Genomic DNA, 12,615 nt, shown 5'->3' with positions numbered 1-12,615 from the left:
GCTAGAGCGGCAGCGCCAGCAGCGTGTCGGTGCGCGAGCTGTCGCAGACGACGAGCCGCTCCGCGAGCTTCGGCGCGCCCGCCTCGTCCATGCGCCAGAGGTCGAGGTAGCGGCCGGTGGCGAAGAGGTCGGTCGCACCGTCCCGCATGATGCGGGCGACGAGGAAGGGCGTCTCGCTCCGCACGCCCTCCGGCCCCTCCTCCTCCAGCAAGGGCAGGCCGAGGACGTGGCGGTAGGAATGGCGTTCGTAGATGTTCGCCTCGCGAAGGGCGGCCACCCGGTCCTCCAGCATGCCGCGGCTGTCCGCCCAGATGATTCCGGCGGCATAGCCCAGGCGGTGGTTCTCCGCCGTGGTGATCCGGTAGAGGCAGTCCTCGGTGAAGAAGTCCGGCCAGGCTTCCAGCGCGTCCGTGTCGATGCAGCGGGCGTAGCGCGCCTGCGCCGCCATGATCTCGGTGATCCTCATCAGAGCCCCGTGCACGCCCGATAGGCCTTCCAGAAGCCGCGGACGGAGGCCTCGGTCGCGCGGGTGCGCGTGCTCGCCGCGTCCGTCCCGCCCATCTCCAGCACCGCGTGCCGGTCGGAGGCGCCGACCACGCCGCGCTGCACGAAGCCGCCGACGCAGCCATCCTCCATGGAGACGTAGCCGGCCGGGCCGACGAGGTTGCCCTGCTTCAGGCGCATCTTCCGCAGCGCCGGGCTGTCATCCTTGAAGCCGAAATAGGTCCAGTGCAGGTCCGTCCGCCCCACGCCGCGCGGCACCACCTGCCGGATGGCCAGCGCGTTCTGGATCTGCTGCAGGACGAAACCCGGAAAGACGGAGAGAATCTGCAGGGTCACCCCGTCCCCGAACTCGTCCTCGCCCTCCAGCACGCTGGGGTCCTTCAGGCGGTAGTCGCTCTCGGAGCGGATGTTCTGCGCGGCGTAGTCGTTCGCGGCCTTCGCCTCGGCCTCGCGGTCGATGGCGGAGTAGGAGACGTGGTTGCCGCCGGATTCGGAGACGATGAGGCCGCCCTTCATGTTCAGCTTGTTCAGCTCGAAGGTGGTGAAGAACAGGTGCAGGAGGGAGGCGTGATAGCTGTCCCGCAGGTTCTCCACGTAGAGCTTCCAGTTGTTCGGCAGCTCCTGGGTGAAGCGCCCGATCACCTCCACCTCGCGCCCGCCCAGCACCCGGCCGATGCGCTCCATGATCTCGTCGCCAAGGTACTCCTCGATCGGCGGCACGGTGTCGGAGGCCGAGGCGAAGACGAGGCCGTGAACGACGGCGGTGCGGAGCTTGCGCGGGGAGTGCTCGGACATGCGGAAGCACTCGGGCATGCCGCCCTGGCCGTTGATGCCGTCCTTGAAGGCCACGCCCTTCAGGTTGCCCTGCAGGTCGTAGCTCCAGGCGTGGTAGACGCAGGTGAACTCCCGCGCGTGGCCGAAATCCTCCAGCGCAATGAGGGCGCCGCGGTGCACGCAGCGGTTTTCGAAGGCGTAGATCTCGCCGTCATGGTCCCGCACCGCCAGGATCGGCACGCCGCCGAGGGTGGTGGCGCGGTAGTCGCCGGGGTTGGCGATCTCCGCCTCAAGGCAGAGATAGTTCCAGGTCTCGCCGCGGAAGACCTGGGTCTGCTCCAGCGCCGCCACGTCCTCGCGCTGGAAGACCCAGTAGGGCACGCGGGTCAGCCCCTCGGGCCATGGCACCTCGGGCGGGGCAGCGAGGCCGGGGGGAAGCGCGGCCGCCGGGGGGTTGTGGTCGGGCATGGCGGTGGTTCCCCTCATTCCACGGTGACGTTGGCGCGCCGCACCAGGGCACCCCAGCGCGTGCGCTCGGCCGCCACGAAGGCGGCGGTCTCGGCCGGCGTGCCGCCCACCACGGCGGCGCCCAGCTCGCGGTAGCGGCGCTGCACCTCGGGCGAGCGCAGCACCTGGGACAGGCCCTCGTAGAGGCGCGCGACGATGGGGGCGGGGGTGCCGGCGGGGGCGACGGCCGCGAACCAGGCGGTGGACTGGAAGCCGGGAAGCCCCGCCTCCGCTGCGGTCGGCACGTCCGGAATCTCCGGCGCGCGCTCCGTGTCGGCCACGGCGAGCATCCGCACGCGGCCGGCCTGGTGCTGCGCCAGCGCGCCGGTGACGTTGGAGAAGATCATGTCCACGCGCCCGCCCACCACGTCCGTCATTGCCGGCGCCTCGCCGCGATAGGGGACGTGCACGAGCTTGGTGCCGGTCAGGTCCTGGAACAGCGCGGCGGTGAGATGAGAGGTGGTCCCCACCCCCTGGGAGCCGTAGGTGAGCGTCTCCGGGCGCGCCCTGGCCCGCTCGATCAGCTCGCCGAGCGTGCGGATGCCGCTGGCGGTGGAGACGATGGCCACGTTCGGCGTCTCGCAGAGCACCGTGACCGGCACGAAGCCCTCCGGCGCGAAGCCGAGGTCGCGGAAAAGGAATTGGTTGATGGAGAGCGGGCCGGGCGGTGTGACGAGCAGGGTGTAGCCGTCGGGCTCGGCCCTGGCGAAGTTCGCCGTGCCCACGTTCCCGCCGGCGCCGGAGAGGTTCTCCACCACGAAGGGCTGGCCCCAGAGGCCCCGGAGCTGCTCAGCCGCGACCCGCGCCGAGATGTCGTTCGACCCGCCGGCGGGGAAGGGGACGATAATGCGGACCGGCTTGTTCGGGAAGGCCGCGTTCCCCGCCGACGCCTGGGCCGCAGCCGGCGTCGACGGAAGGGTGGCCAGCAGCGGCCACGCCAGAAGCCCACGGCGGTGCAGAGTGTCCAAGCTCGCCTTCCTCCCGCTCCAGCCTTGACCCTCAATCTGCGTTCGAATAACGAACACATGGCTGATTTTCGAACATTCTGCTCTGCGGAGCGAGAGGTCGTCAATGCGGGGCGGCGAAGGGACGTGATGAGCGAGGCGGATCCCGGGCGTAAGGAGACCATGGCGGGGCTGGCGAAAGGGCTCGCCATCCTCGAGTGCTTCGGGGAGGGCGCGCCGCGGCTGACCCTGGCGGAGGCCGCGCGCCGGACCGGCCTTTCCCGGGCCACGGCGCGGCGCTGCCTGCTGACCCTTCTCGAGCTCGGCTATGTCACGCATGACGGGCGCAGCTTCGCGCCGCAGCCGCGCATGCTGCGCCTTGGCTACGCCTTTCTATCGGCGACGCCGCTGCCGCGCCTCGCCCAGCCGGTCCTCGAGGCGGTCCAGGAGGCGGCGGGAGAGGCGATCTCCCTCGCGATCCTCGATGGCGCGGACACGGTTTTCGTCGCGCGATCGGCGCCGCACCGGATGGTGTCGGTCGGGCCGGGAATCGGCTCGCGCCTGCCCGCCTGGTGCTCGGCCACCGGGCGCGTCCTGCTTGCCGGCCTTCCCGTGGACGCGATTGCCGCCCACCTCGGCGCGGTGCGCCTCGAGCCGCTGACCCGCCATACCGCGACGGCGCCGGAGGAGGTGCGGGCCCGCATCGAGCGGGCCCGGACGGCCGGCTACGCCGCCTGCGACGAGGAGCTGGAACTGGGGCTTCTCTCTCTCGCCGTGCCTGTGCGGGACCTGTCAGGGAGGGTCGTGGCGGCAATGAGCGTGAGCACGCAGCCGAGCCGGCGCAGCTTGCAGGAAGCCGAGCGCGATCTGCTGCCACTCATCCTTGACGGGGCGCGACGGCTTTCCGTCCACCTTTGAGCGCTGCGCCGCACCGGCATGTCGGACAAGCCGTGGCCGCTATCGACTGCCAGGCCGTCTCGGGAGCACGCGCCTGGCAAGTTCTGGATTGGCGCCGATGTGCTCTCTGCATTGCGGCCCTAATGAGAGAGTCCATGCTTGGCGCGCCGGGCTGCGCAATCATCAAGGTCCCAACCCGGCCCGGGCCGGATGCTCTCGATCGGCCTGCACCTGCGCCTCATCGTCCGCCCCGGGCGCATGCCGGGGCTGGAGACGGTGCTGGCGCACGCCGCCCGCACACCCGGCCTCTGGGTCGCCCGCCGCCGTGACATCGCCGCACACTGGCTGGCCCGGGGGGCGACGCCATAAGTCCCTACGCAGATGAGCGAGCGAGTCCTGGTCAGGTGTTCTGGGGGATGCCTTTGTGCGCGACATAGGCGCGCCACCCGCCGTGGTGGGTAATCTCCTCCATGCCCTCCACGCGCCAGGGCTCGATGATGACGCCGAGGGGAGAGCTGCCGTCGTCCAGCAGGACGCGACCGACGCTGAGGCCGGGAGCTTCCTCCTCGGCCACCTGGGGGAAGGTGACCCGAGGGACCGCGTAGAGCTCGGCAGAGATCGCGGCGCCGCCCGCCGTGAAGCGGATCATCCCGGGGTGACGGTCCAGGATAGACCAGAGGCGGTAGACCGGGGCCGTTGAAACATCACGGATGAAGACGGCACCGGCCGCGGTCATGCGGGACGCAGCGCGCATGCCGCGCATAAGGCCGCCATTCACCACGAGGCCGACATGGCCCTCCGGGATGCCGAACACTTCGACAGGACGGGGGAAGAGAGGAGCGGGCATCAGTCGACCGAAATGTTTGCGCTGCGGACGATACGGGCGTTGCGCTCAAATTCCGAGCGCAGCACCTCGTCGAAAGCCTCACGCGGCATCGGGCGGGGGTCCACGCCGAGCCCGGCGAAGCGGGCAGCAATCTCGGGATCGGTCAGCAGGGCGGTAACCGCGCCGTGCATGCGATCGGCAATGGGTTGCGGGATGTCGGCGCGCCCCACGATGCCGAACCAGGAGTTGGAAGCCACGCCGGGGATGCCCTCCTCGTCGAAGGTGGGCGTGTCCGGCAGGAGCGGGTTGCGGCGAGAGTCCGACAGGGCGACTGGCCGCAGGCGGCCCTCGCGGATCAGGGGCATGGCCTCGGGCAGGTTGGCGAAGGTCATCGGCACGGTTCCGGCCATGACGTCGGCGAGGGCGGGCGGGCCGCCCCGGTAGGGCACGTGCTGGATGTCGAGCCCAGCGGCGAGCTTGAAGCTCTCGCCGCCGAGGTGCGGCGAGGTGCCGTTGCCAATGGAGGCGTAGGAGAGGCGGCCGGGTTCGGCTCGGGCGGCGGTCACGAGTTCGGCAAGGTTCTTCGGTGCGAAGCCGGGGGTGACGACGAGGACGTGCGGGTTGAAGCCGAGGGAAGCGATGCCGCGGAAGTCGCGCCGGGCGTCGAAGGGCGGGTTGCGGAGAAGGGTGGCGTTGATGGTGAAGGAGTTGGCGACGTTGAGGAAGGTGTAACCGTCAGGCGGGGCTTTGGCTGCGGCGTCGGTCCCAATGACAGTGCCAGCCCCCGGGCGGTTCTCGATGACGATCGGCTGGCCGAGCGCCTCCGACAGGCGGGGCTGGAGGAGGCGCATCAGCACGTCGCTGGTGCCCCCTGGCGGGAAGGCAACGATGAAGCGGACGGGGCGGCTGGGCCAGGTGGGTTGAGCCCCGGCGGTCAACGGGAACGATGCAAGGATGGCAAGGAGGGAACGGCGGGGGATCATGGCCATCCGATCGAGCAAGGACCATGCCTCCACTCTCCCGGCTCGCCAGATCGTCGATGAAGAAGGAGCTGCTTACGCGCGCTGGAGCCAGGATCACCAGGGACAGCCCGGCCCGACTGCTCGACCTGTGGGGTGCAGTCCGGCGGGCAGGATAGGGCTGGCGCGACGCGACGGTGGGCCGATGAGAGGTAGGGGCGGGGCTGGAGCAGGGCTATCCGCCCGGCCTGGTACGCGTTCTCGGCCCCGGCGAAACCCGCAGGACGGGGGCGGGCGATCAGCCTCGCGGGCGCCAAGATCCTCGCCCGGCGCCTGCGCGACGCTGCGGCGGCCAACCACCAGGCGGCACTCGCGGGGATAGCGACCGACCGCTCCTGCCCCTTCGACCTGCACCGGCTCCTGACCATGCGGCGTGAGGGATCTAACCTGAAAACTATCGCGTGGCGCCTTTCTCGAAACGCCAGACGCCTTCGGGAGTCTGGCGGCGCCGAGCGCGTCCGCGGCTGTCCAGAAGGGCAAGGTGGGCCAGAGATTCCGCAAGGGCGAAGGTGAGTTGCCGCCCCGTGAAGGATCGGCCGAAGAGCAGAGGCAGGGCGTCCATTGCCGTGAGGCCGGGGGTCAGCCGATCGGTCAGCCCAGCGGCCAACCGCGCCAGGGACACCTCGTGATGCTGCCGGAGAGCCGCTATGCGGCCGTGAAGATCGTGAAAGGGTTCGCCATGGGAGGGAAGCACGTGCGTGTCCGCCGGGATCCGCGAAAAGCTTTCCAGGGCCGCGAGGAAGACGCCGAGCGGGTCCGCATCAGGTTCGGTGGGCTGAAGCCCGACATGGGGCGAAATCCGGGGCAGGATATGGTCGGCCGAGATCAGGAGCCGGCCCGCCTCGTCGTGTAGACAGGCCATCTCCGGCGAATGGCCGGCACCGATCCGCACCCGCCATTTCCGCCCCCTTGTGCGGAGGAGATCGCCTTCACCGATGGGTTGATAGGTCCGGGGCAAGGGACCGACACTGCGGCCATAGGTGAAGCCCTCCTCCCACAGCCACGCCAAGTGGTCCGGCGTGGCGCCGGCGCGGCGCTGGAGATCGATGAACAGGGCGGTCAGTTCCGCCTCGTCCTCCATCAGCAGGATGCGCGTCCTTTGCCATTCACTGCGCGGCATGAGGAGGGGCACGCCCCGTTCGGCACAGATCCAGCCGGCCAGCCCGACATGGTCGGGGTGGAAATGGGTGACGAGGACGCGCGTGATGGGCCGGTTGTCGAGCGAGGTGGCGAAAATCTCCCGCCACAGCTCGCGGGTGGGCTCGTCGCTCCGGCCGGTGTCGACGAGAAGCCAGCCATCCCCGTCCTCGACCACCCAGCAGTTCACGTGGGACGGCGGCCCGGGGAGCGGCATGCAGACGCGTCGCAGCCCGGGCGCAACCTCCACGGCCACACCCGGACGTGGCCGACCCGGCTCGGGATGGATCACGCCGCCACGCCGGCATAAGCCTCGCGCAGGCGGCGCTTGAAGACCTTGCCCATGCTGTCCCGCGGCATCTCGTCCACCAGCCAGACCTTCCGCGGGACCTTGTAGCCTGCCAGCCGTTCCCGCAAGTGATGGCGGATGTCCTGCGCCGCGGGTGTCGCGCCGGGGCGCGGCTGCACGGCCGCCACCAGGGCCTCCCCGTACTCCGGGTCCGGCACGCCGAAGACGGCGCAGTCCAGCACGCCGGGGTGGGTGATCAGCGCGGCCTCGATCTCGGCGGGGTAGATGTTCACCCCGCCGGAGACCACCATGTCCCGCTTGCGGTCGGTGACGAAAAGGTAACCCTCCTTGTTCAGATAGCCTAGATCGCCGTTGGTGACGTGCCCGTCCCGCTCCACCCGCGCCCGCTCCTCCGGCATATTGTGGTAAGTGAAAGGCAGGGCGTTCGGCCCGGAATCGACGTAAATCTCACCGAGCTGCCCGGGTGGCAGCACGCGGCCCTCCTCGTCGAGGATGCGGATGGATGTGCCGGGCAGGGCGCGCCCGACCGTGCCGGGGTACCTCAGCCACTCCTCCGAGCGCGAGGAGGCGATGAGGCTGACCTCGGTGGAGCCGTAGGTCTCCGACAGGATGGGCCCCCACCACCCGATCATCTCCCGCTTCACTTCTGGCGCGCAGGCGGAGCCGCCATGGGTGACGCCCTCCAGCGATGAGAGGTCGTAGCGCCTGCGAACGGCCTCCAGCAGCTTCAGCAGGCGCACCAGCATGATCGGCACGAGGGCGAGGTGGGTCAGCCGGTGCCTCTCGATCGCGCGCAGCAGATCCTCCGCATCGAAGCGCGGCATCACCACGATCAGCTCGGCCTGGGCCAGCGCCACGCGCGCGCTGGAGGCGGGGCCGGCATGATAGAGCGGGCCAACAACCGCGGTGCGCATGCCCTGCCGGGCGCCGCCCACGAGGTTGCGGATGCGCCGGGCCGAATCGTGCTGCTCCGGCGTGCCGGGAAGGCGGCGCACGCCCTTGGCCCGCCCCGTGGTGCCGGAGGTGTAGAGCATCATGCCCAGGGAGGGCGGGGCGGGTGCCGTCCAGGGCGGATGCGCGTCGCGCCAGCCCGGCCAGTCCAGCACATCGGGCGGGGCGGCGGGGCGCGCGACGATGCCGTAGGCCTCCAGGACCTCGGGCGGCGTCGGCACCGCGATCACCACCACGCCGGGCGGCACCGATGCGGCAATCCCCGGCAGGAGGTCGGCGTGAACGACGAGCACGCGCGCGCCGCTGTCGGTGAGGATGTGCGCGGCCTCGTCCGCGCGGAAATGCCAGTTTATGGCGACCAGCGCGGCGCCGAGGCGGTCCGCGGCTAGGATTACCTCGAGATAGGAGGGCTCGTTCCGCATCATCACGGCGATCCGCTCGCCCGGTGCGATGCCGAGCGCGGCGAGGCCGGAAGCGGCGCGGTCGGCCCGCCCGCGCAGTGCGTCGCCGTCAGTCGTGGCGGCGCCGAAGACGATCGCCTGGCTCATGCGTTCACCGCGTCCATCGCGACGAGGCGGGCGAGGCGTCCGCGGGCCGCCACGGCCTCCGCCATCAGCGTGTCGATGATCGTCTCCATCGGCTCCACCGCCCCCGTGAAGGCGGCAGCGGGGCCGCAGGAGAGCATGCCGTGCTCCACCTCGCCGTTGCAGTAGGCGTGGTCGCGCGACTTGGTGCCGCCGACGAGGTCGGCAAATTCCGCGTGGCCGCGGGCGCCGGCGGCCTCGCGCCGCAGCACCTCGCGCGCGGTCTCGTTTTCCAGCACGCGCCAGGCGCCCATGGGGTGGTTCCCGGAGAAGGTGAGGACGGAGGATTCCTGCTCTGCCGCGACGATCCGCTCCTTGTATGCAGGGTGGGCCCAGACCTCTTCGGCAGCCAGTAGGCGGGAGCCGAGCAGCACACCCTCTGCCCCGGCGGCCAGCGCGGCCAGGATGCTGTCGCCGGTCCCGATGCCACCGCCGATCACCAGCGGCACGCTGAGCGTGCGCGCGGCCATCGGCGCGACGACGAAGGAGGAGAGCTCCGCATTTCCCGGATGGCCGCCCGCCTCTCGCCCGATGATCGTGATGGCATCGGCCCCCGCGCGCTCCGCGTTCAGCGCGTGGCGCAGCAGCGGGCACTTGTGGATCGCGATGCCGCCCGCGGCGTGGATGCGGTGTATCAGGTCGCCCGGGGCGCGTCCCACCGTCTCGAAGTGACGGACCCCGGCGCGGAGGGAGAGGTCCAGCCACTCGTCCAGGTGCAGGTTGTGGTTCTCCACGCGGGAGACGTTGAGGTTCACGCCGAAGGGCAGGCCCTCGCACATCTCGCGGCAGCGCACGAGCTCCCGCGCGAAGGCGCCGGGGCCGGGGAAGGAGCGCGGGGTGAGGAAGGCCATGCCGCCCGCCCGCACGATGGAGGCGACGTAGCGCGCATCGGAGAGCCACATCAGCCCGCCGCCCAGGATCGGGTGGCAGATGCCGAACAGCTCCGTGACGCGCGTGCGGAAGACGGGTTCGTGCATGGCCGTTCCTCTCAGGGCATCGCGTAGCCGCCGCTCGCGCCGACATGCTGGCCGGTAACGAAGGCCGCGCGGTCGGAGGCGAGGAAGGCCACGATGCCGCTGACGTCCTCCGGGCGGGAGAGCCGGCCGAGACCCTTGGCAGAAGGGTAGGCGTTCAGCATTTTCGCCAGACGCTCGTTGTTCTCCGGCGTGGCATCGGCGCTGGTGGCCTGGTTCGGCGCGATCCCCTCGTGCGAGACGGCGCCGAGGACGACGACGTTGGCGGTAACGCGGTCCCGCCCGTGCTCCTTCGCCAGCGCCTTCGTCAGCCCGATGATCGCGGCCTTGGCGCCGGAATAGGCGGCCAGCCGCGCCTCGCCTACGCGCCCCGCCTCGGAGGCGATGGAGATGATGCGGCCCCATTTCTCGCCGACCATGTCGGGCAGCACGGCGCGGCAGCAATACATGGTGCCGTAGACGTTCAGCTCCACCGTCTGGTGCATCTCGCGGTCGGGCGTCTCGATGAAGGTGGGGGGCATGCCGCCCTTCGCGCGGCGCTCCGGCGTGACGCCCGCGTTGTTCACGAGGATGGTGATGGGCCCAAAAGCGTCCCGGCCCTTCGCCACCAGCGCGTTCACGGAATCCGCCTTCGTGATGTCGCCGGGGGAGGCCACCGCCTCACCGCCCGCGTCGCGAATCTCCTTCGCGACCGTCTCGGCGCGCTCGGGGAAGAGGTCGTTGACGACGATCTTCACCCCCTCCGCCGCCAGTTCCTTGCAGATGGCGCGGCCGACGCCCTGACCGCCGCCGGTAACGAGGGCGACCTTGCCCTTGAGATTCAGTTCCATGGTGTACCCTCAGCGCCCGACATAGACGGGCTTGCGTTTCTCGACAAAGGCGCGGAAGCCCTCGCGCCGGTCCTCGCTGTCGGTCAGCATGCCGGCGGCGTAGCGCTCGAACTCGAAGCCGGCATCGATGCCGCCCCCCATGCCCGCGTTCACGGCGCGCTTAGCGAAGGCCACGGCCAGCGGCGGCATTTCCGCGATCCGGCGCGCCGTCTCCATAGCGGCACCGAGCACGTCGCTCTCCACCACCTTGCTCACAAGCCCGATGGCGAGCGCCTTCTCCGCCGTCATGTGCTCGGCAGTGAACATCAGCTCCTTCGCGGTGCTCGCGCCCACCGCGCGCGGCAGGGTCTGCGTGCCGCCGGCGCCGGGGATGGCGCCCAAGCGCACCTCCGGTAAGCCCATCTTCGCGTGGGCGACGGCGTATCGAATGTCTGCGGTGAGGGCCAACTCCATCCCGCCGCCGAGCGCGACGCCGTTGACCGCGGCGATCAGCGGTCGTTCGAACTCCATCATGCCGCGGATGAGCGCGTGCGTGGCCTTCTGCGCCATGAAGTATTCCGGCCCGGTGCGGCGCAGCTCCGCCCGTTCCTTGATATCGGCGCCGGCGCAGAAGGCGCGCTCCCCCGCGCCTGTGAGGATGGCGCAGCGCAGCCCCGCATCCTCCTTGGCCAGCCGGAAGAAGGCGGTCGCCAGGTCCTCCTTCATTGTGCCGCCGATGGAATTCATCCGGTCCGGCCGGTTCAGGGTGATCACGGCGACGCCGTCCGCCGATTCGTAGATCAGCGTTCCCAGTTCCTCGCGCATCCGCCCCCCCTTCAGTCCCGCTGCAGCACGTGGCCGACGGCCACGGAGCCCAGCCCGATCATGTGCGCCAGCGCCGTGCGCGCGCCGGGATGCTGCCGGCCCTCCGCCTCGCCGCGAAGCTGCCGGACGATCTCGGCGATCTGTCCCGCTCCGGTCGGGCCGATGGGATGGCCCATGCCCAGCAGCCCGCCGGATGGATTCACCGCGCAGCCCCCGCCGCCGATGTCCCACTTGCCCTCGCGCAACTGCGCCGCGCCCTCGCCGAGCGGACAGAGGCCGAGCGCCTCGGCATAGACGATCTCCTCGATGGTGAAGGCGTCGTGCAGCTCGATGATGTCGATCTCCTCCATGCCCACCCCGGCCGCGGCCAGGGCGGAGAGGCCGGAGCGCTGCACCATTTCGACCAGGCTCCAGCCCTCATCGGCCACGGCGTGCTCGGAGGAGGAGACGGAGGAGAGGACGCGGATGGCGCGGCTGCGGTCCAGGCCGTGCTTCCGGATCGCGTCCTCGCTCGCCACGATCACGGCCGCCGCGCCCTCGCCACGCGGGGTGCATTGCAGGGAGGTGAGGTCGCCCGCCACGGGATTGCTGTTCAGCACCTGCTCCAGCGTGCGCGGCTTGCGGAACTGGGCGAAGGGGTTGCGCGCGGCATTGCCGTGGTTCTTCACGGCCACGCGGGCCAGATCCTCCCGCGTCAGCCCGTAGCGGTCGCGCCAGGCGCGGGCCATCAGGGCGAACTTCACCGCCGGGATCTCCGCCGCCGGCGTCAGGCGGGGAATGCCGTCCTTCTGGGCCGCGCGCTGCCCGCTGCCGAACTTGTCCACGCCGAGCGCCAGCGCGATCTCATGCTGGCCGCTGGCCACCATCAGGCAGGCCGTGCGGAAAGCGGTGGAGCCGGAGGCGGAGGCGTTCTCCACCTGCATCACCTCCAGCCCCGTGGAGCCGATGTGGCGCAGCATCACCCGCCCTGCGGCCATGCCGATGGCGCCAGTGCCGATGGCGGCGAAGGTCACGTCCAGCCATTGCAGCCCGGCATCCGCCAGCGCCTCCCGCAGCGCGGTCAGGCCGAGCGCGAGGTAGGGCGTCTCCGTCGGGAACTGATAGGGGTGCATCCCGATGCCGACGGCGCGCACGGGGCGCATGGAGGCCAGCCCGCTCATGACGCCACCCGGAAGCGGCAGGCGAGCACGGGGCCGCCCTCCCGCTCCTCTGGCACCAGCACCGCCTGTACCCTCGTCCCCGGTGCAGGCTCCTCCGTGCCTTCGAGAACGCCGTCCAGCACGATGCCCTCCTCCAGCCGCAGCCGGGCGACGAGCAGCGGCACCTTCATGCCGGGGGAGAGCGGCTGGTGGACGGTGACGCAGATCAGCACCTCGCCCCGCCCGCTCAGCTCCACGGGTTCAGCCGCCTCGGCCGGCGTGCCGGTCCCGCCGATGCCGTAGGGCGTGCGCGGGAAGGCGAGCGCGCCCGTGGCGGGATCGCGCAGCGCCAGCAGCGCGGCGCCGTCGCCCGCGCCCGATGGCGCGTAGAGGGTAGGGTCGCGGAGGTCCAATG

Annotated in this window: 14 protein-coding genes; 2 read left to right on the top strand and 12 right to left on the bottom strand. The window is 70.8% G+C overall.

Annotation, left to right across the window (positions count from 1 at the left end):
• Window position 1 precedes the first annotated feature (1 nt).
• The 3 genes from VQH23_RS05845 to VQH23_RS05835 are packed head-to-tail and all read right to left on the bottom strand — an operon-like array spanning window position 2 to window position 2,753.
• Window positions 2-466, bottom strand: coding sequence for an aromatic-ring-hydroxylating dioxygenase subunit beta (locus VQH23_RS05845; RefSeq protein WP_338664690.1), 465 nt, complete (start codon window positions 464-466; stop codon window positions 2-4).
• Window positions 466-1,746 carry an aromatic ring-hydroxylating dioxygenase subunit alpha gene (locus tag VQH23_RS05840; RefSeq protein WP_338664689.1) on the bottom strand — a complete coding sequence of 427 codons (1,281 nt, stop codon included), beginning with the start codon at window positions 1,744-1,746 and terminating at the stop codon, window positions 466-468. The genes VQH23_RS05845 and VQH23_RS05840 overlap by 1 nt, the downstream gene beginning before the upstream one ends.
• A gap of 14 nt (window positions 1,747-1,760) precedes the next feature.
• On the bottom strand, window positions 1,761-2,753 hold the full coding sequence (locus VQH23_RS05835) for a tripartite tricarboxylate transporter substrate binding protein (RefSeq protein WP_338664688.1): 993 nt from the start codon (window positions 2,751-2,753) through the stop codon (window positions 1,761-1,763).
• Window positions 2,754-2,879: 126 nt separating this feature from the next.
• Here VQH23_RS05835 and VQH23_RS05830 point away from each other — a divergent pair, with 126 nt between their 5' ends.
• Entirely contained in the window at window positions 2,880-3,647 is a 768-nt protein-coding gene (locus VQH23_RS05830) for an IclR family transcriptional regulator C-terminal domain-containing protein (protein WP_338664687.1), read from the top strand.
• 189 nt (window positions 3,648-3,836) lie between these two features.
• Window positions 3,837-3,995 carry a hypothetical protein gene (locus tag VQH23_RS05825; RefSeq protein WP_338664686.1) on the top strand — a complete coding sequence of 53 codons (159 nt, stop codon included), beginning with the start codon at window positions 3,837-3,839 and terminating at the stop codon, window positions 3,993-3,995.
• 31 nt (window positions 3,996-4,026) lie between these two features.
• Here VQH23_RS05825 and VQH23_RS05820 read toward each other — a convergent pair whose 3' ends face one another.
• The 9 genes from VQH23_RS05820 to VQH23_RS05780 form a co-directional block, all read right to left on the bottom strand.
• Complete coding sequence (locus VQH23_RS05820; RefSeq protein ID WP_338664685.1) at window positions 4,027-4,473, bottom strand: hypothetical protein; 447 nt, start codon at window positions 4,471-4,473, stop codon at window positions 4,027-4,029.
• Complete coding sequence (locus VQH23_RS05815; protein WP_338664683.1) at window positions 4,473-5,390, bottom strand: tripartite tricarboxylate transporter substrate binding protein; 918 nt, start codon at window positions 5,388-5,390, stop codon at window positions 4,473-4,475. The genes VQH23_RS05820 and VQH23_RS05815 overlap by 1 nt, the downstream gene beginning before the upstream one ends.
• Before the next feature lie 475 nt (window positions 5,391-5,865).
• Complete coding sequence (locus VQH23_RS05810) at window positions 5,866-6,825, bottom strand: MBL fold metallo-hydrolase (protein WP_338666060.1); 960 nt, start codon at window positions 6,823-6,825, stop codon at window positions 5,866-5,868.
• A 71-nt stretch (window positions 6,826-6,896) separates the two neighbouring features.
• Window positions 6,897-8,417: an AMP-binding protein gene (locus VQH23_RS05805; RefSeq protein ID WP_338664682.1), complete on the bottom strand. Its 1,521-nt coding sequence runs from the start codon at window positions 8,415-8,417 to the stop codon at window positions 6,897-6,899.
• Window positions 8,414-9,430 carry a nitronate monooxygenase gene (locus tag VQH23_RS05800; RefSeq protein WP_338664681.1) on the bottom strand — a complete coding sequence of 339 codons (1,017 nt, stop codon included), beginning with the start codon at window positions 9,428-9,430 and terminating at the stop codon, window positions 8,414-8,416. Before VQH23_RS05800 ends, VQH23_RS05805 begins: the two co-directional genes overlap by 4 nt.
• An 11-nt stretch (window positions 9,431-9,441) precedes the next feature.
• Complete coding sequence (locus tag VQH23_RS05795) at window positions 9,442-10,257, bottom strand: SDR family NAD(P)-dependent oxidoreductase (protein WP_338664680.1); 816 nt, start codon at window positions 10,255-10,257, stop codon at window positions 9,442-9,444.
• A 9-nt stretch (window positions 10,258-10,266) separates the two neighbouring features.
• Window positions 10,267-11,061, bottom strand: a complete 795-nt coding sequence (locus VQH23_RS05790; RefSeq protein ID WP_338664679.1) for an enoyl-CoA hydratase-related protein — start codon at window positions 11,059-11,061, stop codon at window positions 10,267-10,269.
• An 11-nt stretch (window positions 11,062-11,072) separates the two neighbouring features.
• Entirely contained in the window at window positions 11,073-12,221 is a 1,149-nt protein-coding gene (locus VQH23_RS05785; protein ID WP_338664678.1) for a thiolase family protein, read from the bottom strand.
• Window positions 12,218-12,613 carry an OB-fold domain-containing protein gene (locus tag VQH23_RS05780; RefSeq protein ID WP_338664677.1) on the bottom strand — a complete coding sequence of 132 codons (396 nt, stop codon included), beginning with the start codon at window positions 12,611-12,613 and terminating at the stop codon, window positions 12,218-12,220. Before VQH23_RS05780 ends, VQH23_RS05785 begins: the two co-directional genes overlap by 4 nt.
• Window positions 12,614-12,615: the final 2 nt, after the last annotated feature.

Origin of the sequence: Pararoseomonas sp. SCSIO 73927 (genome assembly GCF_037040815.1) — a bacterium.
GTDB lineage: Bacteria > Pseudomonadota > Alphaproteobacteria > Acetobacterales > Acetobacteraceae > Roseomonas.
This window is presented reverse-complemented; position numbering and strand designations above follow the sequence as displayed.

Coding starts and splice junctions, on each gene's coding strand:
- VQH23_RS05800 (WP_338664681.1), bottom strand. CDS start 9,430: ATGCACGAACCCGTCTTCCGCACGCGCGTCACGGAGCTGTTCGGCATC.
- VQH23_RS05790 (WP_338664679.1), bottom strand. CDS start 11,061: ATGCGCGAGGAACTGGGAACGCTGATCTACGAATCGGCGGACGGCGTC.
- VQH23_RS05785 (WP_338664678.1), bottom strand. CDS start 12,221: ATGAGCGGGCTGGCCTCCATGCGCCCCGTGCGCGCCGTCGGCATCGGG.
- VQH23_RS05830 (WP_338664687.1), top strand. CDS start 2,880: ATGAGCGAGGCGGATCCCGGGCGTAAGGAGACCATGGCGGGGCTGGCG.
- VQH23_RS05795 (WP_338664680.1), bottom strand. CDS start 10,257: ATGGAACTGAATCTCAAGGGCAAGGTCGCCCTCGTTACCGGCGGCGGT.
- VQH23_RS05805 (WP_338664682.1), bottom strand. CDS start 8,417: ATGAGCCAGGCGATCGTCTTCGGCGCCGCCACGACTGACGGCGACGCA.
- VQH23_RS05840 (WP_338664689.1), bottom strand. CDS start 1,746: ATGCCCGACCACAACCCCCCGGCGGCCGCGCTTCCCCCCGGCCTCGCT.
- VQH23_RS05825 (WP_338664686.1), top strand. CDS start 3,837: ATGCTCTCGATCGGCCTGCACCTGCGCCTCATCGTCCGCCCCGGGCGC.
- VQH23_RS05845 (WP_338664690.1), bottom strand. CDS start 466: ATGAGGATCACCGAGATCATGGCGGCGCAGGCGCGCTACGCCCGCTGC.
- VQH23_RS05820 (WP_338664685.1), bottom strand. CDS start 4,473: ATGCCCGCTCCTCTCTTCCCCCGTCCTGTCGAAGTGTTCGGCATCCCG.
- VQH23_RS05810 (WP_338666060.1), bottom strand. CDS start 6,825: ATGCCGCTCCCCGGGCCGCCGTCCCACGTGAACTGCTGGGTGGTCGAG.